15 protein-coding genes are annotated in these 22,422 nt (G+C 69.8%); 7 read left to right on the forward strand and 8 right to left on the reverse strand.

Annotation, left to right across the window (positions count from 1 at the left end):
- The first annotated feature begins 278 nt into the window (after positions 1-278).
- Complete coding sequence (locus ACF1DX_RS30170) at positions 279-1,064, forward strand: hypothetical protein (RefSeq protein WP_391794289.1); 786 nt, start codon at positions 279-281, stop codon at positions 1,062-1,064.
- 51 nt (positions 1,065-1,115) lie between these two features.
- Here ACF1DX_RS30170 and ACF1DX_RS30175 read toward each other — a convergent pair whose 3' ends face one another.
- Positions 1,116-1,595, reverse strand: a complete 480-nt coding sequence (locus tag ACF1DX_RS30175; RefSeq protein WP_391794290.1) for an ATP-binding protein — start codon at positions 1,593-1,595, stop codon at positions 1,116-1,118.
- 129 nt (positions 1,596-1,724) lie between these two features.
- Here ACF1DX_RS30175 and ACF1DX_RS30180 point away from each other — a divergent pair, with 129 nt between their 5' ends.
- Both ACF1DX_RS30180 and ACF1DX_RS30185 read left to right on the forward strand, forming a co-directional pair.
- Positions 1,725-2,570, forward strand: coding sequence for a helix-turn-helix domain-containing protein (locus ACF1DX_RS30180; protein WP_391794351.1), 846 nt, complete (start codon positions 1,725-1,727; stop codon positions 2,568-2,570).
- Entirely contained in the window at positions 2,567-2,749 is a 183-nt protein-coding gene (locus ACF1DX_RS30185; RefSeq protein ID WP_391794291.1) for a DUF397 domain-containing protein, read from the forward strand. The genes ACF1DX_RS30180 and ACF1DX_RS30185 overlap by 4 nt, the downstream gene beginning before the upstream one ends.
- 60 nt (positions 2,750-2,809) lie before the next feature.
- On the opposite strand, the gene ACF1DX_RS30190 is transcribed toward ACF1DX_RS30185, so the two are convergent.
- From ACF1DX_RS30190 to ACF1DX_RS30210, 5 genes are all read right to left on the reverse strand, one after another.
- Complete coding sequence (locus ACF1DX_RS30190; RefSeq protein WP_391794292.1) at positions 2,810-5,992, reverse strand: type I restriction endonuclease subunit R; 3,183 nt, start codon at positions 5,990-5,992, stop codon at positions 2,810-2,812.
- On the reverse strand, positions 5,989-6,441 hold the full coding sequence (locus ACF1DX_RS30195; protein WP_391794293.1) for a hypothetical protein: 453 nt from the start codon (positions 6,439-6,441) through the stop codon (positions 5,989-5,991). The genes ACF1DX_RS30190 and ACF1DX_RS30195 overlap by 4 nt, the downstream gene beginning before the upstream one ends.
- 159 nt (positions 6,442-6,600) lie before the next feature.
- The gene (locus ACF1DX_RS30200) at positions 6,601-7,233 is read right to left on the reverse strand and encodes a restriction endonuclease subunit S (protein ID WP_391794294.1); all 633 of its coding nucleotides are present in this window, start codon (positions 7,231-7,233) and stop codon (positions 6,601-6,603) included.
- Positions 7,230-9,221 (reverse strand): N-6 DNA methylase, encoded by a 1,992-nt coding sequence (locus ACF1DX_RS30205; protein ID WP_391794295.1) that lies wholly within the window; start codon positions 9,219-9,221, stop codon positions 7,230-7,232. Before ACF1DX_RS30205 ends, ACF1DX_RS30200 begins: the two co-directional genes overlap by 4 nt.
- A gap of 105 nt (positions 9,222-9,326) precedes the next feature.
- On the reverse strand, positions 9,327-11,462 hold the full coding sequence (locus ACF1DX_RS30210; RefSeq protein WP_391794297.1) for an N-6 DNA methylase: 2,136 nt from the start codon (positions 11,460-11,462) through the stop codon (positions 9,327-9,329).
- Between the two features lie 283 nt (positions 11,463-11,745).
- On the opposite strand from ACF1DX_RS30210, the gene ACF1DX_RS30215 reads away from it, so the two are divergent.
- Positions 11,746-12,978, forward strand: a complete 1,233-nt coding sequence (locus tag ACF1DX_RS30215; RefSeq protein ID WP_391794298.1) for a DNA sulfur modification protein DndB — start codon at positions 11,746-11,748, stop codon at positions 12,976-12,978.
- Positions 12,979-13,286: 308 nt separating this feature from the next.
- Here the strand turns inward: ACF1DX_RS30215 and ACF1DX_RS30220 are convergent, their stop codons facing one another.
- Entirely contained in the window at positions 13,287-14,693 is a 1,407-nt protein-coding gene (locus ACF1DX_RS30220) for an MFS transporter (protein ID WP_391794299.1), read from the reverse strand.
- A 483-nt stretch (positions 14,694-15,176) separates the two neighbouring features.
- On the opposite strand from ACF1DX_RS30220, the gene fusA reads away from it, so the two are divergent.
- Positions 15,177-17,225, forward strand: coding sequence for an elongation factor G (gene fusA / locus ACF1DX_RS30225; RefSeq protein WP_391794300.1), 2,049 nt, complete (start codon positions 15,177-15,179; stop codon positions 17,223-17,225).
- A 112-nt stretch (positions 17,226-17,337) separates the two neighbouring features.
- On the opposite strand, the gene ACF1DX_RS30230 is transcribed toward fusA, so the two are convergent.
- Positions 17,338-19,155: a coagulation factor 5/8 type domain-containing protein gene (locus ACF1DX_RS30230; protein WP_391794301.1), complete on the reverse strand. Its 1,818-nt coding sequence runs from the start codon at positions 19,153-19,155 to the stop codon at positions 17,338-17,340.
- A 254-nt stretch (positions 19,156-19,409) separates the two neighbouring features.
- Here ACF1DX_RS30230 and ACF1DX_RS30235 point away from each other — a divergent pair, with 254 nt between their 5' ends.
- Together ACF1DX_RS30235 and ACF1DX_RS30240 are read left to right on the forward strand one after the other, a co-directional pair.
- Positions 19,410-20,486, forward strand: coding sequence for a DUF1996 domain-containing protein (locus ACF1DX_RS30235; protein ID WP_391794302.1), 1,077 nt, complete (start codon positions 19,410-19,412; stop codon positions 20,484-20,486).
- A 164-nt stretch (positions 20,487-20,650) separates the two neighbouring features.
- Entirely contained in the window at positions 20,651-22,402 is a 1,752-nt protein-coding gene (locus ACF1DX_RS30240) for a discoidin domain-containing protein (RefSeq protein ID WP_391794303.1), read from the forward strand.
- Positions 22,403-22,422 lie beyond the last annotated feature (20 nt).

The raw sequence follows: 22,422 nt of genomic DNA on the forward strand, positions 1-22,422 counted from the left end.
GGTCCTACGAGGGCGCGGTGGACGGGCCGTATCGCGCCACGGCGCCCGTCGTGCCCACCGTGTATTCGGCCCAGTACCGTCCTGCCGGTCCGGGCGCGGTGGGCAGCCCCGGCGGTCGGCGAGGAGCGGGGCGAAGGCCGGGATCTCGTCGCTCCCGCTGTCGGCCTTCCTCCGGGGCGGGACCTGTCCCGGGACTTCTCGCAGACCCCGGGGCACGGCCGCTCGATTTCTTCTACTCTCGTAGACCTCAACTGAACCTGAAGGCTGGGAGGTTCGCGTTGTCCTCGGTGCCGCCACCACCTCAGAACAGACCGAACCCACCGCCGGGCACGACGGCCGGCACGGGATCAGGGCCGGCGCCCTCCTCACCACGGCCGTCACGTGCACGCCAGTTCTGGAACTGGTTCCAAGGCCTGAGCGAAGCGGGCAAGACCGGTCTTATCGCCGCGCTCGTCACGACCATCGGTGGCGGGGTGTTCGGCTTGCTCAATGTCCTCATTCCCGTACTGGCTGACGGCGGTACGGACGGTGGGCCGGAGGCCGCAGCACCCGAGTGGTCGGCCCGCGCCTCCCGGACGCCGGACAGCACGGTGTCGTCAGCCAGTACCACTCCGTCGGCGAACCAGCCCGCCGGCTCTGACGCACCGGGCCTTTCGGACAGCCCGCCTCCGAGCGCGACACTGGCTCCTGAACCGAACACGATCCAGTACACAGGGACCGTTCGCATCGCATACGCAGGACCGGACCTCGACGTCGTCCCTCCGGAAACCAGCGAATACGACAACGACGTCCACTTGGGACTTGTCGAGCCGCCGCGCATTTCCACGGGCTTGTCCAGCTCGGCGATGGCGCTCTGGTCCGGCTCGACCATGCCCGGCAGACAGCAGTGCTCCGACCTGGTCTCCACTCAGGCCATCAAAACCGTGGAGGTGAAGAAGGGGACGGTCGTCTGTCTTCGGACCGACGCCGGGCGCATCGCCGTTCTCACGGTCACGTCGACGAGCAACGGCTTCAATTCCGGTGAAATGGCACAGGTGATGGTGTGGTCGGAGGTCTCCGACTGAGGGGAACACCGCGGCATTCCTTCGGCACCTCGGCAACATCCCACCTGGGACCTACGAGGGTGTGGCGGACGGGCCGGATCGTGCCACGGGGCCCGTCGTGTCCACCGTGTATTCGGCCCAGACCGTCTTGCCGGGGCCGTCCGGGCGCGGTGTGCAGCCCCAGCGGTCGGCCAGCGCCGCGACGAGCAGCAGACCGCGTCCGCCCTCGCCGTCGTCCGTCGCGGTGGCGGGGAGTCGGGGGAGGCTCTCGCCCCGGGTGTCGGTGACCTCGATCCGCACGGTGCGGGTGGCCGGGGTGGCGGTCAGGCACAGGCGGAAGGCCCGGCCCGCGACGTGCCCGTGCCGCACGGCGTTGGCACACAGTTCCGCGGCCACGAGCGTGACGGCGTCGTGCGCGTCGCTGTCGTACGGGACGCCCCAGGCGTCGAGGCAGTGCTCGCACATGCGCCGGGCGAGGCGGGCGCCGCGCGGGGTGGAGCTGAAGCGCATCGTGAACCGGTGCACCGTGACGGGTGATTGTGTTGCGGTCATGCACTCACGGTGGCGTGGTGTGGCATAGCGTGACCAGTGGTGACGCGCTGCTTCCGGGGGTTCGTACGGGGTGGGCGTGGGCGCTGTACGGGACGGTACGCGGGGAGAGGCGGCAGGGCGGTGACCGAGGTGCGGGACGAGGAGACGGTACGGCAGCAGCGGCGGCCGGAGGACGAGCCCGGGACGGGCGTGGTGACCGCGTTCGGGCGGCAGTTGAAGCTGTTGCGGACGCGGGCGGGGCTGGAGCGGGCGGAGTTCGGGAAGCGGCTGGGGTACTCGGCGGACACGGTGGCTTCGATTGAGCAGGGGAGGCGGATTCCGCAGCCTCAGTTCATCGAGCAGGCGGATGAGGTGTTGGGGGCGGGTGGGGTGCTTACGGCGCTGAAGGAGGAGGTAGGGAAGGCTCAGTACCCGGCCTTCTTCAGGGATGCGGCGCGGCTGGAGGCAGAGGCCCACGAACTCTTCCTCTATGCGGTCCAAGCGGTGCCAGGGCTCCTTCAGACCGAGGACTACACGCGAGCTCTGCTGGCGATGCGGCGACCGCTGCTGGATGAGGACACGATCGAGCAGCGTGTCTCGGCACGAATGACGCGGCAGGAGACTTTCGCCCGTTGGCCCGCACCGCTGGTGAGCTTCGTCATCGAAGAGGCCGTGCTGCGCAAGCCGTTCGGGGGCAAGGACGTACTGCGTGGAGTGCTGGAGAATATTCAGTCCATCGGACGTCGACGCAACGTCGAGATCCAGGTCATGTCGAACGATCAGGAGGACAACGCGGGTGTTGACGGCCCGTTCACGTTGATCACCCCGAAGAAGGGGGAACAGATCGCGTACTTGGAGGTACAGGGGCGCAGCATCCTGGTCACTGACCGGAACGAGGTGCGGTCCATCTCAGCGCGTTATGGGATCATCCGAAGCCAGGCTCTCACTCCGCGAGAGTCCCTGAGATTCGTAGAGAAGGTGCTGGGAGAGCTATGAACACGGGCGAGGCGTGGCGCAAGAGCAGCTACAGCGGTGCGGAGGGCGGCGAGTGCATCGAGGTGGCCGAGACCAGCGATGCCGTCTGGGTACGTGATTCCAAGCGTCCCGCAGAAGCCAGGCTGTCCTTCAGCCTCGAAGCATGGGACGGCTTCGTGCGGATGGCCGCCGAGCGCTGAACAGGCGGGTGTAAGACGAGCGGGACCGGTGCGCACGTCGCACCGGGCCCGCTCGCCTTGTCAGAAGTCGTCCAGCCCTTCCTCGCGGCGGATCATCCGCCAGGCCGCGCGGCGCGCGCTGCGGTCGAGGTTGGACTTGAAGTCCCGGTCCGTCCCGAAGTACCGCTTGCCGAGCGTGTCGATCGTGGAGACGTGGTCCATCATGTTCTCCTCGAACTTCTTGTCGAAGACGACGCCGAAGTTCTCCTCGTCGTTGACGAGGGCGGCGGCCCGCACCTTCGGGTCCTTCTTCGTGGCAATGAAGGCGGGGAGGACGTCCTCCTCGGTGAACTCCGTGCCGAACTTCGCGTTGAACTTCTCGATCAGTTCGGACAGCAGTGACTTCTCGGCGTCCTTGCCGCCGCCGACCCCGTCGCCGAACCCCTTGAGTTCGGCGGGACCGTCGGGCACGAGGGACTTGTCGTGCTCGCCGGTCTTCTCGACGCGCAGGTGGCTGAGGTCGACCTCGCCTATGTCGACGCCGCCGTCCGCGAGGCGGGGGAGCCGGTTGAGCAGGTAACGCCCGTACAGGTACAGCCGCTCCAGGTCGGCGTCCTGGTAGGGGACGATCTGCGCGAGGAAGCCGTACTTGCGGACGTAGTCGTTGAGGTTGGCCCGGAACTCCTCGGCGGCCTCGACGTCGTCCTCCTCCTCGCTCTCCAGGAGGGTGCTGAAGCGGGTGACGGCGGGGGAGAGGAGCCGGTACAGCTCGGCGTGCAGCTTCTCCCACTTGGCCTGGGAGCCGCCGGCCTTCTCCTGCGCCTCGAAGTACGCGGCGACGAACCCGTCCATGTCCTGCTCCGAGATGATCGGCGCGGACATGACGCGGCTCTGGGCCGTGTAGAGGAGGTTCGGGTCGGAGGGCAGGGTGTGCGCCTCCTCGAAGTACGGGCGGAACGCGTCCTGGATGTCCTCGGCGTCGTTGACGAAGTCCAGGACGGCCAGGTCGGCCTGCGACTTGCGGTCGGCGGTGCGGTTGAGGCGCGAGAGCGTCTGCACGGCCGCGATGCCGGTGAGCGTCTTGTTGACGTACATCGTCGTGAGGAGCGGCTGGTCGAAGCCGGTCTGGTACTTCTCGGCGACGACCAGGATCCGGTACTCCTGCTGTCCCTTGCCGCCGGCCTTCGCGGCCTTGTCATCGGCGCGGGTGTAGCCGAACGCCTTCGGCAGCGCGCTCTCCGACAGGCCGCCGTTCTCCTTGCTCTCGGTGGTCTCCTCGCCGTCGATGGTGAGGGAACCGGAGAAGGCGACCAGGACACCGAGGTCCGGGTACTTCGTGTCGTACTCGCGGTCGGCGATGTAGCTCTTGATGGCGCGTGCCATCTGCACGGCGGAGTGCCGGGACGCCGTGACCACCATGGCCTTGGCTCGTCCGCCGAGCCGGCCGCGGGTGTGGGCCACGAAGTGCTCCACGATCACCTGAGCGTGCTGGGACACCGTGTGCTCGTGCATGAGCGCGAACCGGGCGAGCAGGCTGTTCGCCTTGGAGGGGTCGACCTCCTTCTCGTCGTGGTTGAGGTTCGCGAGCTTCCAGTAGGTGTTGTACGTGACGTAGTTGCGCAGGGGGTCGAGGATGAAGCCTTCCTCGATGGCCTGGCGCATGGAGTAGGTGTGGAAGGGGCGGTAGACGGTCTTGCCGTTCTCCACGCCTTCCGTGCCGAAGAGTTCGAGGGTCTTGGACTTGGGGGTGGCCGTGAAGGCGAAGTAGGAGAGGTTGGCGGCGTGGGAGCGCTCGACCGCCTTCGCTTTCAGCTTGTCCTCCACGGTGACCGTGGTCGCGCCCTCGTCGTCCGAGTCGGCGTCCAGGCCGAGGTCTCGCAGGGCCGACTTCACGGCGGTAGCCGCGTCCCCGGACTGGGAGGAGTGCGCCTCGTCGACGATGATCGCGAAGCGGGTGCCCTTGATCTCGGTGGGGTTGCTCTTGATGTAGTTCAGCAGTGCCGGGAACGAGTGCAGGGTGACCGTGACGATCTTCCCGGCGTCCCGCGAGAGCGCGCGGGCCAACTGCTCGCTCTTCGCCCCGTGCTTCTCGTCGATCTTCACGACCAGGCCGTCGGTCTGCGAGAAGCTGCCGACGGTCGCCGAGAGCTGGGCGTCCAGCGCACGGCGGTCGGTGATGACGATGACCTTGTCGAAGACGGGCTCGCCGGGCTTGATGCGCCCGTCGGCGAGGGCGTCGGGCCGTAGGACGGCGGGATCGCGGCGGGCGTGCAGGTCGCTGAGGCGGTGGGCCAGCCAGCCGATGGTGTTCGACTTGCCGGAGCCGGCGGAGGCCATGATCAGGTAGTTCTGGCCTGCGCCGTGCACGGACGCGTGTGCGGTGAGCTTGCGGACCACGTCCCACTGGTGGAAGCGGGGGAAGATCGTGGTTTTGGTGGTGCCACCGCCGGGCGTCTTGTGCTTCTGCTGGTGCACGAAGCGCTGGAGGAGGTCGAGCCAGTTGTCCCGCTGCCAGACCTGTTCCCAGAGGTAGGACGTGGCGTACTTGCCGTGGGCGGTGGGTGCCGGGTTGCCGGCCCCGCCGGGCTGGCCGGCACCGTTCGAGCCGGTGTTGAACGGCAGGAACCGGGTGCCCTTGCCGCGCAGTTGCGTGGTGACGAAGACCAGGTCCGGGTCGACGGCGAAGTTGGCGATCACGCGGCGCGTAAAGATCAGCTCGGTCGGGTCGCGGTCGGTCCGGTACTGCTCCTTGGCCTGCTCGACGCCCTGCCCGGTGAGCGGGTTCTTCAGCTCGGCGGTCGCGACGGGGATGCCGTTGAGGAACAGGGTTAGGTCGAGTCGGTGGCCCCAGTCGGCCTGCTTGGTGGCGTAGGGGAGCTCGCGGACGACGGTGAGGCGGTTGGCCCGGTAGCCGTCGAGGACGGAGTCGGCGGAGATGAGGTTGGGCTTGAAGTAGGCGACGCGGAGCCGGACCCCGCGGTCCTTCACGCCGTTGCGGAGGACGTGCAGCAGCCCGTCATCGGCGATGGCCCGGTCAAGCCGCTGCGCGAAACCGCGCTGGGCTTCGTTGGGGTTGCCGCCGTAGACGGTGAGGAGTTCGTCCCACTCGTCGGGCTGGGTCGCGCCGATGAAGGTGAACAACTCGTTGGTGTCGAGCCCGAGATCGGCCTGGTAGTCCTCGGGGTTCGCCTCCCGCCAGCCACGTTCACAGAGGGCAGCGACGATGGCGGAGCCGAAGGAGGACTCGTCGTGCACGGGGCTCATGCGGATACTCCTTCGGTGACGTTGCGGCCGCTGGCGGTGGACACGTCGAACTGGCCGGTTACGGCGGCGGTGATGAGGGCTTGGCGGCGCTCGGCGAGTAGCTTGATCGACCGCTGCAAAGCGTTGCGTACGCGCGCCGTTCGCGAGAAATCTTCATCGAGCTTCCGCGCCGTTGACGCTTGCATACTTAGGGAAGCCTTGGGCAGAACGCAGTCCTTTACAACGGCTGTGGGTAGGTTGTTGGCCATACCCTCTCCCCCGGAGATTCCCATCTTGATGTGTTCACGCACCATGTGACTGCGAAGCATGTGGGCAACGAAGTCGGTCCGTCCTAGCCTGGAATCCAAGCCGAGTCGATAGACCTTGTCGCATAGGAGCAAGTTGTGCTCGATCTCAGGAACGATGCCAACGCTGCCAATGAGTTCCGTTGAACCGCTTGCTCGCGACATGAGAAGGTCCCCCTCCTTCAAGGCGTATTCTTGGCGCGGCGGCACTTGATCCGGAAGCGCCTTGTGTTGTGCAGGATCGAAGATTCCTCTATTTACGCAACCGGCCTTTATCACTCCCCATTCGTGGCCGGAAACTTGCCGGTCCTCGCACTGAGGGGATCAGCCCTGCTCGATGCGCACCAATATGTGGCGGAGTCGAATCGCGCCGTACTCCTGCATTAGGTTTTGGTAGACCTCAGAAAGATCGCTGACGTCCCTGTCGGCCAGGAGTTGTGACTGGCTGGATTGCTTGGCGGCGAGGCTATCGATACGGGTCGCCTCGGCGTCGAGGAAGTCGGCGATGCGGCGCTGCTCCTCGATTAGGGGGAGATTGACCCGAACTTGGGCTAGGTCTTCCCAATAAAGTCGCCACTGTGCTGGGCGGATTCCCTTGGAGCGGGACTTGAAATCGGCAATAAGTGGTGCTGACCTCAATAGATGATGGAGATAAGGAGGGTGTACCTGCCCGCCGATCTTACATACCAGGTAATCGGGGCTAACGATTCCTTCATGGTCGGATACTCCAAGGGAACCTTGCCACGCCTTCATCTTGTTGACAACGAGGTCGCCCGCTTGAACCAGTTGGTAGCGTGAAAGGTCAATTGGAGTTTTGTTGTAGTTGTCGCTCCGTGAGCTCTTGGGGACTACACCGTGATCGCGGTAGACGGAGAGGACCTGGGAAGTTTCGAAGCCCGTTCTCTCCGTAGGGCGAAGAACATACCGGAGCGGGATTTCCAAAGCCTGATTCTTCACGCTGTCACCTCCCCCAACAACCCCTGGATCTCTTCCTCCAGCGCCTTCAACTCCGCGTCGATCTCCGCCAACGGCCGAGGCGGCTCGTAGACATAGAAGTGCCGCGTGAACGGGATCTCATACCCGATCTTCGTCTTACCGTGGTCGATCCACGCGTCCGGCACGTGCGGGTGGACCTCCCGCGCCAGGTACTCCTCGACGTCCTCGCCCAGCGGCACGTTCTCGTAGTCCCGCAGCTCCCCGTCCGGCTCCGGTTCGCCCTTGACGCGCTGAACCTCACCCTCCGGGTCCCGTACCCCGACGACCTCCCGCAGCGCCTTGTTGAACGGCGCCCCCGTCGGCCACGTCCCGCCGGCCTGCACCACCGCGTCCTTCAACGCGAGCCAGGCCTCCTGCTTCGTGGCCCAGCTCGTGCCCATCAGGGACTTGAAGGCGTCCGCCAGGGCCGGGGCCTGCGGCAGCTTCTGGATCGCCTTGGACGCCTCCAGCGCCGCCAGCGTCTCCTCCGTGATCTCGAACCACAGCTTCAGCGGGCGTTCCACCGTGATCCGCTGGTAGCCGAAGTCCTCGTTGCGGAAGACCTTCACCTTGCCGTGCAGCGGGTGCTCCGTGTCGCCCGCCACCGCCAGGGCCTCGCCGTACAGCTTGACCACCGTGGCGATGTGCTCCTTGCCCAACTGCTTGCGCTTGTCGCCGAGCGACTTCCGCATCTTCTGCCACTGGTCGCGGGCGTCCAGCAGGACGACCTTGCCCTTGTGGTCCGGGCTCTTCCTGTTCGTCAGGATCCAGAAGTACGTCGAGATGCCGGTGTTGTAGAAGAGCTGGTCCGGCAGGGCGACGATGCCCTCCAGCCAGTCGTTCTCCAGGATCCAGCGGCGGATCTCCGACTCACCCGATCCGGCCGCGCCGGTGAACAGTGGGGAGCCGTTGAAGACGATCGCGAGGCGTGAGCCGCCCCCGCCGTCCACGTCCACCGGCTTCATCTTGTCGATCATGTGCTGGAGGAACAGCAGCGAGCCGTCGTTGATGCGCGGCAGGCCCGCGCCGAAGCGGCCGGCGTCACCGAGCTGCTTGTGCTCGGCCTCGACCTCGTCCTTGACCTTCTTCCACTCCACGCCGAACGGAGGGTTGGCCAGCATGTAGTCGAAGGTCTTGCGCTTGTGGCCGTCGTCGGAGAACGAGTTCCCGAAGGCGATGTTGTCCGGGTCCTGCCCCTTGATCATGAGGTCGGACCGGCAGATCGCCCAGGACTCGGGGTTGAGCTCCTGCCCGAACACCTCCACCGTGGCGTCCGGGTTCAGGTCCGTGATCAGGTCGTCCATCGCGGAGAGCATGCCGCCTGTGCCGCAGGCCGGGTCGAGGACCGTGCGCACCGCGCCCGGAAGCTGGAGCGCGTCGCCGTCCGGGGCGACGAGCAGCCGCACCATGAGCTGGATGACCTCACGCGGCGTGAAGTGTTCACCGGCCGTCTCGTTGGACTGCTCGGCGAAGCGGCGGATCAGCTCCTCGAAGATGTAGCCCATGTTGTGGTTGGGCACGACCTCGGGACGCAGGTCCAGGTCGGTGAACTTGCCGATGACCTGGTAGAGCAGCCCCGCGCCGTCCAGCCGCTTGATCTGCTGGGCGAACTCGAAGCGGTCCAGCACGCCCTGCGCGTTGTCGGAGAACGCCCCCACGTACACCTGGAGGTTCTTCGCCGCGCTCCCCGGATCTCCCGCGATCTTCTTGAGCGTCAGGTTCGACCGGTTGTAGAAGGAGTGGCCCGAGGCCCGGCGCAGGAAGCGGTCCGGGTCGATGTCGCCGTCCTTGTACTGCTCCGCGATCTCCGCGACCTTCTCGCGGGTCGGCTCCAGCACGCACTCCAGTCGCCGCAGCACCGTGAACGGCAGGATGACCTTGCCGTAGTCGGACTGCTTGTAGTCCCCCCGCAGGAGGTCGGCGACGGACCACGCGTGGTTCGCCAACTCCGTGTGCTTGCTGCTGTTCAAGACTTCTTCCGTTTCCCTTCCGGGGTTGATACGGATGACTGTGCGTGCGGGGAGGGGATGGTGTGTCCTCGTCCGTCCGCATCTGGAGTGGGGTGGTGCCAGAGCCTAGATGGGCTGCGGCACCAGTTGCCCGCCCGTGAGCCCCCCGCTCACGAGCCGTGCCGTCTCCTCGGCCAGGTCCCTCGTGTGCCGCGCCTGTTGACGCAACGCCTCGACGTGCCGGAAAGCCTCGCCATACCGCCGTTGCTCCTCCAGCGGCAGCAGCGGTACGCGCAGCCGCCCCGGAGTGAGATGCAACGACGTGCTGCCGGTCGAGGCACCGGCCAGGTTGGCCTCGGAGCTGAGGAAACCGAGGAGGAACCAGGGGTCAAGGCGTGCCGGGTCCGGCCGGAACAGGTGGACGCCGGCCCCCAGCAGGGCGCCGCTCTCCGCCTCACCCGCGACGCGGGCCACGGGGCCGGTGCCGCCGACCAGGTTGCGGACCAGGACGTCGCCCTCGGCGATCTCCGGCATCTGCTCGGCCTGCACGTCCAAGGCCCGCCCTGTCGGTCCGGCGCCTCCAGCGATGTCACCGCCCGTCAGGACTGGGCGACGGTCCATGCCGTCGGCGCCCGCCTCCGCGTCCTCCGCCTCGGCGCCCGCCGCCCGCGGCGAGACCGGAACCGCACGCAGCACCTTCAGCGCCCCGCCCCGCGCCAGGTCCGCCACCGTGGCCGTGCGCCACTCGCGGGCCGAAGCCCCCGCGGCGTCCCACGCCGTCGTGCCGGCCAGCTCGGCCACCGTCCGTACCGCCGCCGCCAGACCTTCGCGGGCCGCCGCGGCCTCGCGGGCCAGTTCCTGCGGGTCGACGTCCGCCTGGGAGGCGCGGACCTGCCGGGCCGGGGTCACGTCGACGACCTCGTCGAGCAGGTCGACCACGCCCACCGCCCGCGCCACACCGGCCCGCGCCTCGAACCCGTCCGGGTCCTCGGCGTACGCCGTCCACGCGGACACGATCTGCTCGGTCACCCGCGCCCAGTCCACCGAACCCGAACGGGTACCGCCGCGCCCCGGAGCCGACGGCTCGCCCACGGTGTCGACGAAGAGCACCGTCTGGTACGCCGGCCGGGACGGCTCCGGGCGCTGCAGCACCCACACCTGCAGGCCGATGTGGAGCGGGATCGCCGCCCCCGGCGGCAGGGCCGCCACCGCGCGCAGCGCGCCGCTGCGGATCAGCTCGGCGCGGATGCGGCGGCCGGAGGAACGGGACGCCGTCGCCGGCGGGAGGAGCAGCACGGCGTGGCCGCCCGGTTCGAGGTGGGACAACGCGTGCTGGACCCAGGCCAGTTCGGACTCGGCGCGGGGCGGGAAACCGTACGCCCAGCGGGAGTCGTAGGCCAGTTCGTCGTGGCCCCAGTCACGGTCGCCGTAAGGCGGGTTGCACAGCACGGCGTCGACGGTGAGGTCGGGGAAGGCGTCGGCGCGCAGGCTGTCGCCCGTACGCACGGTGACGTCCGCGCCCTCCCCGGCCGTCAGGGTCAGGCCGACCGCGGTGCGCCGTGCCTGGACGGGGACGCTGTCCTGCCCGTACAACTCGCGCACGCCGCGCGCGGCGGCGGCCGTCAGCAGGGTGCCGCTGCCACAGGCGGGGTCGAGGACACGGGCCGGGGAGCCCGGGACCAGGCGGGTCAGCAGGTCGGCGAGCGGGGCCGGGGTGCGGTAGGCGCCGCTGGCGGCGCTGTCCTCCAGCTCCCGCTCCGCCAGGACGCCCAGCGCCGTCTGCGCGCCCTCGTCGCGGACGCAGAGCAGCAGGGCGCGCAGGACCGTGGTGTCGGCGTCGGTGAACCGGACGGGTTCCGTGTCCGGTACCACGTCCGCGACCCCGGCCGCCGCGTCGTTCGCCTGCTTCACCAGGTCGGCGTCGGGCAGTGCGAGCAGACCTGCGAGGTCGTCGGCGGGGCGGCGGGCCGCCGCGAGAACCAGTACGAGCAGGTCGGACGCGCCGGCGCCCCCCTGTTCGCGCAGACGCAGGGTCGTGCGCAGTTCCCCGCTGGGCGTGGCCGCCGTGTGCTGTCCGCGCGAGGCGAGCCAGGCGCGGACCTCCTCCAGGTCGTAGAGCGGGCTGCTGTCCGTGCCGCCCGAGGGGGCGGGGAAGTCGTCGTGCCGACGGCGCCAGTTGCTGACGGTGGCGCGCGTGACGCCCGCGATGCGGGAGATCTCGGCGGCTGTCACCTGGGCGGATGGAGGGGGTGGCTGCGGCATGGAGGAGTCCTGGCTTCGATGGTCGGCGTGGTCACACCCTACAGCACGCGTCAACTCTCGCAAGCTGTTGGACAATGCTTTCATGCGCATGCTTACATGTGGCTGCTTCCGTTGGTGAGCGACTCTCCCCGGCGTGAAGCGTCACTTTTCTTGCCACAGCCATGTCCTTGGGCGCCCGACCCCTCGTTCTGCCCCGCCTCCTCCCGGCGGGATGCCGGACGGAGGGTGTGCGGCGCCCCGGGGCCGGGCGGCGGCCGATCGCCCACCACCGAGGGGGAAACCCATGCGTCTGACCATGCCGAGCGGCACCCCGGAAGGAATCCCGCTCACCGTCATGCCGTTCCGCGAGGACGCGGTCATCGGCACCATGTCCCTCGCGACGCTGGTGCGCCTCGTGCCGTCGCCGCGTCAGGAGGAGGACCCGCGCGCCCTCAAGGCCGCGTCCGGGCACGACCGGCGCCGCGCCGAACTGCGCGCGACCGTGCAGCGGACGCTGAAGTCCCAGAAGGGCAAGAACATCCCGGACTACGCCGAGTACATCGCCGCCGGCATCCTCGGCAAGCACGGCTCCGCCTGGTCCACGCCACCGATCACGCTCTGGCACGCGGGCGAGATCGCCGCGATGAGCGACGAGCTGGTCCCCGGCTCGGGCCTGCGGACGCTGACCGTCGCACCGGACGCCATGGTGATCGCCATCGACGGCGAGACCCAGACCACCGCCTGGCACGACATCTACCGGGACCCGGAGTCCTTCGGCCTCACCTACGCCGAGCTCAGCCGGCGGATCCGCATCCCCTTCGAGCTCTACCTGGGGATCTCCCCGGCGGACGCGCGGCAGATCTTCTACGACCGCAACGTCAAGGGCGTCGACGTCGCCAAGAACCTGGCCATGTCCATGGACCAGCGCGACCTCGCCACCCGTCTCTCCTACACCGTCGGAGAGAAGCTCGAGGTCGAGTCGGACGGGCAGCGGATGCCGTTCGGCAAGCTGGTCAACGCCGGCAAGCGGCAGCTCACCAGGACCGACAAGGAAGTCGTGACACTGTCCGCGCTGCGGGCGCTGATCGTCACCACCGTCTTCGGCAGCAAGGGCGTGGAGTACTCGGCGGCCAACGTCCACGAGGGCAACCTGCCGTCCAACACCGACGCCGACGAGGTGGAGGCAGTGGTCGTCCGGCTGGTGTCCCGGCTGATCGGGGGTCGCTTCCCGGACTTCGCCCGGCGCAGCGCGATCACCGCCCCGGCCGTGATGGCGGGCCTCGGCATCCTGCTGCACCGCGCGACCCCCTGGTGCGACCCCGGCAAGGCCATGAGCCATGAGACGGTCGAGCACCTGCTCGCCGACGTCCGCTGGGAGCGCGAACCCGCCTACTGGGACGGCGTCTGCGCCAGCGTCGGCTCCTCCGGCCGGCTCAACTTCAGCGGCGGCGTGAGGGACTCCGCCGGCCGTGTCGCGGGTGCGCTCATCGACCCGTACAGCGAGCTGGGCCGGAAGATCCGAGGAGTGCGGAGCTGAACGGGCCCGCGGCTCCCGCGCCCGGTACGCGCGGCGGTCCCGTTCGCCGACGGCTCCTCCCACGTCCGGCACCTCTCGGCGGCCGAAACGGCCAACGTCCGCCCCGCACCGATCGACATGTCCGTGCGCGTGGTGGAGGCCGACCCCGCGGTGACGGTCAACGGCGAGCCGCAGGGAGTGGTGACAGGGGGAGTCTGACCCGTCCCTTTCGCGCGTGCACAGCCGATACCGCCAGCCGCGAAGACGCACCGCGGCCCCCTTCCGCTCCCGGACGGGGGAAGGGGGCCGCGGTGCGGACGCCGGACGGCTCAGGAAGCAGCCGCGGCGACGGGGCTCTCGTCCTGGCCGGAGGTGTCGACGGCCTCGCCCTCGTCGAGCCCGACGTCCTTCGTCTCCTTGCCCAGCAGCAGCGCGACCAGCGTCAGCAGCGCCATCGAGGAGAGGTAGACGCCGACCAGCCACGGCGAGCCGTCGCCGGCCTCCCACAGGGCGACCGCTATGAACGGGGCGACGGCCGCGCCGAGGATCGAGCTGACGTTGTAGGAGATCCCGGAGCCCGTGTAGCGCACGCTCGTCGGGAAGAGCTCCGGCAGCAGCGCCCCCATCGGGCCGAACGTCATGCCCATCAGCGTGAAGCCGAGCACCAGCCACAGCACCACGCCCAGCGTGCCCAGGCCGATCAGCGGCACCCACACCAGTCCGAAGACCAGGATCCCGGCGGTGACCGCGATCAGCGTGGAGCGCCGGCCGTACTTGTCCGCGAGCGGGCCGGAGACCAGGGTGAACACGGCGAAGAACAGCACCCCGAAGATCATCATCAGGACGAAGGTGGTGTAGTCGTACCCCAGGCCGGGCACGGCGGCGTCCTCGGGCGTACGGCCGTAGCTCAGCGAGAACGTGGTCATCAGGTAGAAGAGCACGTACGTCGCCAGCATGAAGAAGGTGCCGAGGACGAGCTGCCTCCAGTGGCCGCGGAAGACGGTGGCCAGCGGCAGCTTGCGCACCAGCCCGGCCTCGCGGGTCCTGGCGAAGACCGGCGCCTCCACCAGGCGCATCCGCACCCACAGGCCGATCGCGACCATCACCGCGGAGAACAGGAACGGGATGCGCCAGCCCCAGCTCAGGAAGGCGTCCGAGGGCTGGGACGGGTCGGCGCCCGCCGTGGACGGCAGCAGCGCGCCGATGACCAGGAAGAGCCCGTTGCCGATGATGAAGCCGAGCGGGGCGCCGAGCTGCGGGAACGTGCCGTAGAGGGCGCGCTTGTGCTTCGGGGCGTTCTCGGTGGCGACCAGGGCCGCGCCGCTCCACTCGCCGCCGAGCGCGAAGCCCTGCGCGAGCCGCATCAGCACCAGCAGCGCGGTGGCGGCCCAGCCGGCCTGCGCGTAGGTGGGCAGCACGCCGATGAGGAAGGTGGCGATGCCCATGGTGAGCAGCGACGCCACCAGGGTGCCCTTGCGGCCGAGCCGGTCACCGAGGTGTCCGAAGACCACGGCGCCGATCGGGCGGGCGACCATCGCGGCGCCGAACACCGCGAAGGACGACAGCAGCGCCGTGGTCGGGTCGCTGCTCGGGAAGAAGAGCTTGGGGAAGACCAGGACGGCGGCGGTCGCGTAGATGTAGAAGTCGTAGAACTCGATCGTCGTGCCGATGAGGCTCGCGATGAGGACCCGGGACCGGGAGTTGACGGGGGCCGGGCCGGTGGTGGGTGCGGGCATTTCACGGTCTTTCCGGGGAGGAACGGTCACCGGCGGCGTACACCGGCGGCCCGCACCGTGCCACGCGTCCGCCTCGCGGGAGGGGCCGCACGAACCGTGTGGGCCATGCAACGATCTCAGACATCTCACTGGCCAGGAACGCCGTACCGGAATGTGAGACGCGGATATTGTGTGGCCCGGTCCTCCCCTCCCTCCCTACACTCACCGCACAGACGCCGCCCGCCGTCGGGCCGCGCATCCATGACCAGTGAGGGGAGACCGGCCGTGCGCGACCACGCCACCGTTGCCGCTCCCCGTTCCCGGTCCCGCCGGTCCGTGGTGATCCTGGTGTCCTCCGTCCTCCGGTGCCCGCCGCGCGGCCGGTACCGGATGCCCGTGACGCACGTCTGAGTCCCGTACGCCCCCTCAGGTCAGGGGCGTGCGACGCCGTGCGCCCGGGACATCGCGCCGCCCTTCTCCGGAACCTCCGAAAGGCCACGGGCCATGCGCACCAACCCTCTCGCCACCGTCCGCAACCTGGGCATCCTCGCCCATGTCGACGCCGGCAAGACCACCGTCACCGAGCGGATCCTGTTCGCCACCGGCACCACGTACAAGCGCGGCGAGGTCCACGACGGCACCACCGTCACCGACTTCGACCCGCAGGAACGCGACCGGGGCATCACCATCTTCGCCGCCGCCGTCAGCTGCGCCTGGGACGGTCACCGGATCAACCTCATCGACACCCCGGGCCACGTCGACTTCGCCGACGAGGTGGAGCGCTCCCTGCGCGTCCTCGACGGCGCGGTCGCCGTGTTCGACGCGGTCGCCGGTGTGGAGCCGCAGAGCGAGTCGGTGTGGCGGCAGGCGGACCGGCACGGCGTGCCGCGCATCGCGTTCGTCAACAAGATGGACCGGGCCGGCGCCGACCTGGACGCCGCCGTCGCCTCCATCCGGGAGCGGCTGCACCCCGTACCCCTGGCGGTGCAGGTGCCCATCGGCGCGGAGGACACCTTCACCGGCGTCGTCGACCTGCTGCGCATGCGCGCCCTGACCTGGACCGACGAGGGCACGGCCCGCGACGCGGCACCCGTGCCGGACGAGCTGCGCGAGGAGGCGCGCCGGCGGCGCCGGCTGCTGGAGGAGACCGTCGCCGAACTGCATCCGGGCGCCCTGGAGGAGTTCTGCGACACGGGCACCCTCGGCGACGCCACGCTCGCCGGCGCGCTGCGGGACCTGACCCGCGCCGGTGACGCCGTCGTCGTCCTGTGCGGCTCCGCCTACCGCAACCGCGGTGTCGAACCGCTGCTGGACGCCGTACTCGCCTACCTGCCGTCGCCGCTCGACGTACCGCCGGTGCGCGGCACGGACCACGACGGCGGCGAACAGCGGCGGGCCGCCGACCCGGCGGCACCTCTGGCCGCCCTCGCGTTCAAGGTGAACGCCACCGCCACCGGGCGGCTGACCTACCTGCGGATGTACTCGGGAACGATCGGGAAGGGAGACACGGTATGGGACGCCACCGCGCGCCGCTCCGAGCGCGTCGGGCGCATCCTGCGCGTCCAGGCCGACCGGCACGAGCGGCTGGACCGCGCGGTCGCCGGGGACATCGTCGCCGTGGCCGGGTTCAAGTCCGCCCGCCCCGGCTCCACGCTGTGCGCGCCGGACGCCCCGCTCGTCCTGGAGCCTCCGGGGGCCGCCGAGCCGGTCGTCTCCGTGGCCGTCGAGGCACTGAGCAGCACCGGCACCGGACGCCTGGCGTCGGCGCTCGCGCGGCTCGCCGAGGAGGACCCCTCGCTGGTCGTGCGCACCGACCCGGAGACCGGTCAGACGGTGCTGTCCGGCATGGGTGAACTGCACCTGGAGGTCGCGGTGGAGAAGATCCGGCGTGAGCAGGGACTGGGCGTCGACGTCGGCCGCCCCCGGGTCGGTCACCGGGAGACCGTCGGCCGGGGTGTGTCCGGGTTCGTGTACCGGCACGTCAAACAGGACGGCGGGGCGGGGCAGTTCGCCCATGTCGTGCTGGACGTCGAGCCGCTCGGCTCCCCGGAGTCCGGCTTCGAGTTCCGCTCGGCGGTCGTCGGCGGGCGCGTGCCGCAGGAGTACGTCCGCGCGGTCGAGGCCGGCTGCCGGGACGCCCTGGCCGAGGGGCCGTTGGGCGGGCACCCGGTGACCGGGCTGCGGGTCACGCTCACCGACGGGTCGACGCATGTGAAGGACTCCTCGGACACCGCGTTCCGCACGGCCGGCCGGTTCGGACTGCGGGACGCCCTGCGGGCCTGCGCGATGGTGCTGCTGGAACCGGTCGTCGAGGTCACGGTCACCGTGCCCGAGGACGCGGTGGGCGGGGTGCTCGGTGATCTGGCCGCGCGTCGCGGCCGGGTGAGCGGATCGGTCACCCGGGCGGGCGCCACGGTCGTCACCGCGACCGTGCCGCTGGCCGAACTGTTCGGCTACGCGACCCGGTTGCGCAGCCGCACCCAGGGCCGCGGCACCTTCACCACCCGGCCCACCGGCTACGCCCCCGCACCGGCCCCCGCGCCCGCGCGGTAGGGCGTGAACGGCGGCCCCTCCCGCAACTCAGCCGGGAGGGGCCGCCGCCGCCGCCGTACGAGCACACCCGGACCGCCGGCGTTCGGTCATGGGCGTGCCCCCGGCGCCGGGATCAGGGGTACGACACCACCGTGGACGGCACCGTGTTACTGCCCGAGGTCGGGGCGCCGGTGTCGTTGATGACGCACTCGTACTGGCCGTTGCCGCTCAGGGACACCACCAGCAGGCCGTGGAAGCGCACGCCGGGACGGTCCGGGGCGGCGAATCCGTGGTGCTGGACGATGCCCGGATTCACGTTGTAGTAGCAGTAACTCCCCATGCCCCAGCCCTCGTGGGTGGTGACGTGGTCGCCGACCTTGTAGGCCGCGTAGCCCTTGACCGAGCCGTTCTGGACGGCGGCCTGGTCGGGGGCGTCGTACGCCTTCTCGTTCTGGAAGAAGACCGTGCGGCCGCGCTCGCCGTTCCACTGCACGTCGTACTTGTTGAAGTGCTCGACGAACAGGCCGGTGGCCAGGACGTCGTGGCCGCCCACGACGACGCCGTAGTCGCAGCGGTTGGTCTCCCAGCCGACGCCGTCGCCGTGGTCGGCGCGCCACACCCAGGTGTGGTCGACGATGGTGTGCCGGGCGTTGACCACCATGGCGGTGGTCGCCCTGCCGGGCCCCGCGCCGCCGATCCGGAGGAAGACGTCCTGCACGGTGACGGGGTCGGCGGAGTGGTCCCGGGAGGCGCCGTCCGGGCCGACCTCCAGCAGGACGGGGGAGTTGACCGGTCCGGCGTCGACCAGGAAGCCCGCGAGGCGGACGCCGTCGACGTCGGCGACCTTCAGGGCGGTGACGCCGTTGTCGGGGATCAGGGTGGCGTAGCCGAGGCCCAGGACGACCGTGCCGGCGCGGTTCACCCTCACCGGCTGGTCGACGTGGTAGATGCCGGGGGTGAGCAGCAGGTTGAGGCCCTGGTCGAGCGCCTGGTTGAGGGTGGCCGCCGAGTCGCCCGGCCTGGCGACGTAGAAGCGCTCCAGCGGCAGGGAGGTGCCGCGCGGGGTGCCGTTGCCCCAGGTGACACCGCGCGCGTCGGTGCGCAGCGCGGGCAGGAAGACGCGGTACCGGTCGCCGTCGAGGTACAGGAAGGGCTTCTCGCGGGAGCGGGGCGTCCGGTCCAGCGTGGTGTACGGCGGGTTCGGGAAGCTCTGCGCGGGGGCGCCCTCGACACCCGAGAACACCATGTTCCAGACGGCGTTGGTCCAGCCGCCGACCGAACTGTCCCGGGTGTACCACTGCTGCTGCGAGTACGGTCCGACCGTGCCGTCGATCCGGCTGTCCGCGATGTAGCCGCCGCTCGCCCAGCCATAGCCGGACGGCGCGAGGTCGAGGCCGCCGCGTACGTGCATCCGCCGGAACGGGGCCGCCTGCGCGACCGCCCACCGGTTGGTGCCGCTGACCGGGACGAGCGCCAGGTTCTCCGCCGAACGCCAGAAGTTCTGCGTGGCGTTGCCGTCGAACCAGCCGGCGTCGACCGTCACGTCACCGTTGATGGTGGTGTCGTCGGGGGAGAGGCCCAGCCCGGAGATGGAGGTGTAGAAGCCGATCTGGGCGTTGAGCCCGTTGTACGTGCCCGGCTTGAACAGGAGTTGGTAGCGGCCGGTGCCGAACTGGGCGCGCTCCTGCTGCCGGAAGACCTCGTCCAGACGGGCCTGGATGCCCGGGGTGGACGGGTCGAAGACGATCACGTTGGGGCCGAGGTCGCCGCCGGCCTTCAGGCGGCGCGGCTTCCGGCGCGGCTTCTTGTGCCCCGCCGCGGTCGTGGTCGCGGCGGCGGCCGTGGCGGGCAGGCCGGCCAGCACGGGAGCGGCCGCGGCGGCACCCAGCAGGGCCCGTCGCCGCACCCCGGAGGGTTCGGGCAGGGCGGAGTTCGTGGGGGAAGCGGGCATGGGGCGGCTCTCTCCTTGTTCGGAAAGTGAACGATGTGGGGGTGGGGGAGCGCTCTCTGGGTGTGCATGTTTCATCTGTGTGCGAGACACGTCAAGAGTTATGACCGTTCAACCTCCGTCGTGTTCAACAAGTGTGAGTGCGGCACTCGTTGATCCTTGTGCCGGATCCCTTGACACCTTTCGCCCCGCGCCCAACACTCCGTCCGTGGGAGAGCGCTCTCCGAGATTTTCCCCGACCCTCTCAGGAGGTCTCCATGCCACGGAGATCAAGAGTTCTGTCCGGCGCCCTGGTCGCGACCGCGTTACTGCTGACCTCGATCGGGGTCGGCACGGTCGCGGCGGGTGCCGACGCGGGAGCCGCCACCGCTCCGGACGCGCACGCCGGGCACACCACGGCGGTCTCGGCCGCCGCCTCGCCCGAGGACCCGGACGGCGACGGCTACATCCCCGCGAACCCGCCGGTCACCGGCGTCACCCCGTCCACGAAGGAGCCGCCGCACCGCTACTTCCACGAGTTCCAGGCCAACTGCTCGGTCACCCACACGGCGCCCGACGACCCGATCGTCTACCCGCAGCAGCCCGGAAAGTCCCACGACCACACGTTCATGGGCAACACGACGACCGACGCCCACAGCACGACGGCCTCGCTCGCCGCCGGTTCCACCACCTGTCTCGCCCCCGGCGACCGGTCGGCGTACTGGATGCCCACCCTGTACGACGGCGACGAGCCGGTGCTGCCGGTGGGCCCGCAGGTCATCTACTACAAGGCCGGCGTCACCGACTACACCAGCGTCCGCCCCTTCCCCAAGGGCCTGCGGTACGTCGTCGGCAGCCCGACGCAGAGCGCCCAGGAGTTCCGTGACCACAAGGGCTTCGTCGAGGGCTGGGAGTGCGGCGACAGCTTCTTCAACGTCGACTTCCCGGCCGACTGCCCCGACCGCCGCGACGTCCAGGTCAACATCCGCTTCCAGGCGCCCAGTTGCTGGGACGGCCGCAACCTGGACACACCGGACCACCAGAGCCACATGGCCTATCCGGTCGTCAACCCCGGCACGAACAACAACATCTGCCCGGCGAGCCACCCGGTCGCCCTGCCGATGATCGAGTTCAAGATGGCGTTCCCGGTCAACGGCGACCTCTCGCGGGTGCGGCTGGCCAGTGGCGCGAGCTACTCGTTCCACTACGACTTCTTCAACGCCTGGGACGAGCCGACGCTGAGGGCCATGGTCGGCCACTGCATCGTCGGCGGCCTGCAGTGCGACGCGCGCGGTTACGACCAGAACCACCCGGAGGCGGGCGCGGCCCTGGACGAGCACTACGAACTCCCCTGAACGAGCACGACGAACTCCCCCGAACGAGCACGACGAACTCCCCCGAACCCGCACTTCCGGCCGGCTCGCCGCGAGGACGAGCCGGCCGTACCGAACGGGCCGGCCCGGCCGTCCACGCCCCGCCACGGCCGGGCCGCCCCCCACCCCGTACCCGGAGAACCCACATGAGCCGACCACGCGCCCGCGCCCGCGGACTCACCGCACCCCTGACCGCCGCCCTGCTCACCGCCGGCGCCCTCACCGCCCTGCCCGGCCCGCAGGCGGTGGCCGCGGGCAGCACCGTGAAGGTCACCGGCGGCCAGGGAAACTGGCAGCTGACCGTCGACGGCAGCCCCTACCAGATCAAGGGCCTGACCTGGGGCCCCTCCGTCGCCGACGCCAACCGGTACATGCCCGACCTGCAATCCATGGGCGTCAACACCATCCGCACCTGGGGCACCGACGCCGGCAGCAGACCCCTGTTCGACTCCGCCGCCGCGCACGGCATCAAGGTCATCGCCGGCTTCTGGCTCCAGCCCGGCGGCGGACCCGGCAGCGGCGGCTGCGTGAACTACCTCACCGACACGGCGTACAAGGACCAGATGCTCGCCGAGTTCCCCCGCTGGGTGCAGGAGTACAAGGACCACCCCGGCGTCCTGATGTGGAACGTCGGCAACGAGTCCGTGCTCGGCCTGCAGAACTGCTACAGCGGCGACGAACTCGAGCGGCAGCGCGACGCCTACACCACCTTCGTCAACGACGTGACGAAGCGGATCCACGCCGTCGACCCCGACCACCCCGTGACCTCCACCGACGCCTGGGTCGGCGCCTGGCCCTACTACAAGAGGAACGCCCCCGACCTCGACCTGTACGCCGTCAACTCCTACAACGCCGTCTGCGACGTCCGGGCCGCCTGGGAACAGGGCGGCTACACCAAGCCGTACATCGTCACCGAGTCCGGTCCGGCCGGCGAGTGGGAGGTGCCGGACGACGCCAACGGCGTACCGAAGGAGCCCACCGACCAGGCCAAGGCCGAGGGCTACACCAAGGCGTGGAACTGCGTCACCGGGCACCGCGGCGTCGCCCTCGGCGCCACCCTGTTCCACTACGGCACCGAGTACGACTTCGGCGGCATCTGGTTCAACCTCCTCCCGGCCGGCGAGAAGCGGCTGTCGTACTACGCCGTGAAGCGGGCGTACGGCGGTGACACCTCGCGCGACAACACACCGCCCGTGGTCTCCGGCTTCGGCGTCGAGGGCGACGCGGGCAGGATGCAGGCGGGCGAGGACCTGGTGCTCACCACCCGCGCCACCGACCCGGACGGCGACCGGATCGCCTACGAGGTGCAGGCCAACAGCAACTACATCGACCAGAGCAAGCAGTTGACCACCCTGCCCGTCACCGACCTGGGCGGCGGACGGCTGAGGGTCACCGCGCCCGAACGCCCCGGCGTGTGGAAGCTGTACGTCAAGGCCACCGACGGCCACGGCAACGTCGGCGTGGAGACCCTCTCCGCGCGCGTCGTGCCACCGGCCGTGGACGGCACCAACGTGGCCCTCGGCAAACCGGCCACCGCCTCGTCGTTCCAGCCGAGCTACGGCGACTGCCCCTGCCCCGCCGCCAACGCCGTGGACGGTGACGCGAACACGCGCTGGGCCAGCGACTGGAGCGACCCGCAGTGGCTGCGCGTGGACCTCGGCAGCCGCACCTCCTTCCGGCACGTGCAGCTGTACTGGGAGACCTCCTACGCCAGGGCGTACACCATCCAGACCTCCGACGACGGACAGAACTGGCGGACCGTACGCACCGTCACCGACGGCAACGGCGGCGTCGACACCCTCGACGTGACCGGCACCGGCCGCTACGTCCGGGTCAACGGCACCGCACGCGGCACCGGATACGGCTACTCGCTGTACGAGTTCGGCGTCTACAACTGACACGGCATCGGGAAGAGAGG

Origin of the sequence: Streptomyces sp. NPDC014676 (assembly GCF_043084105.1) — a bacterium.
GTDB lineage: Bacteria > Actinomycetota > Actinomycetes > Streptomycetales > Streptomycetaceae > Streptomyces.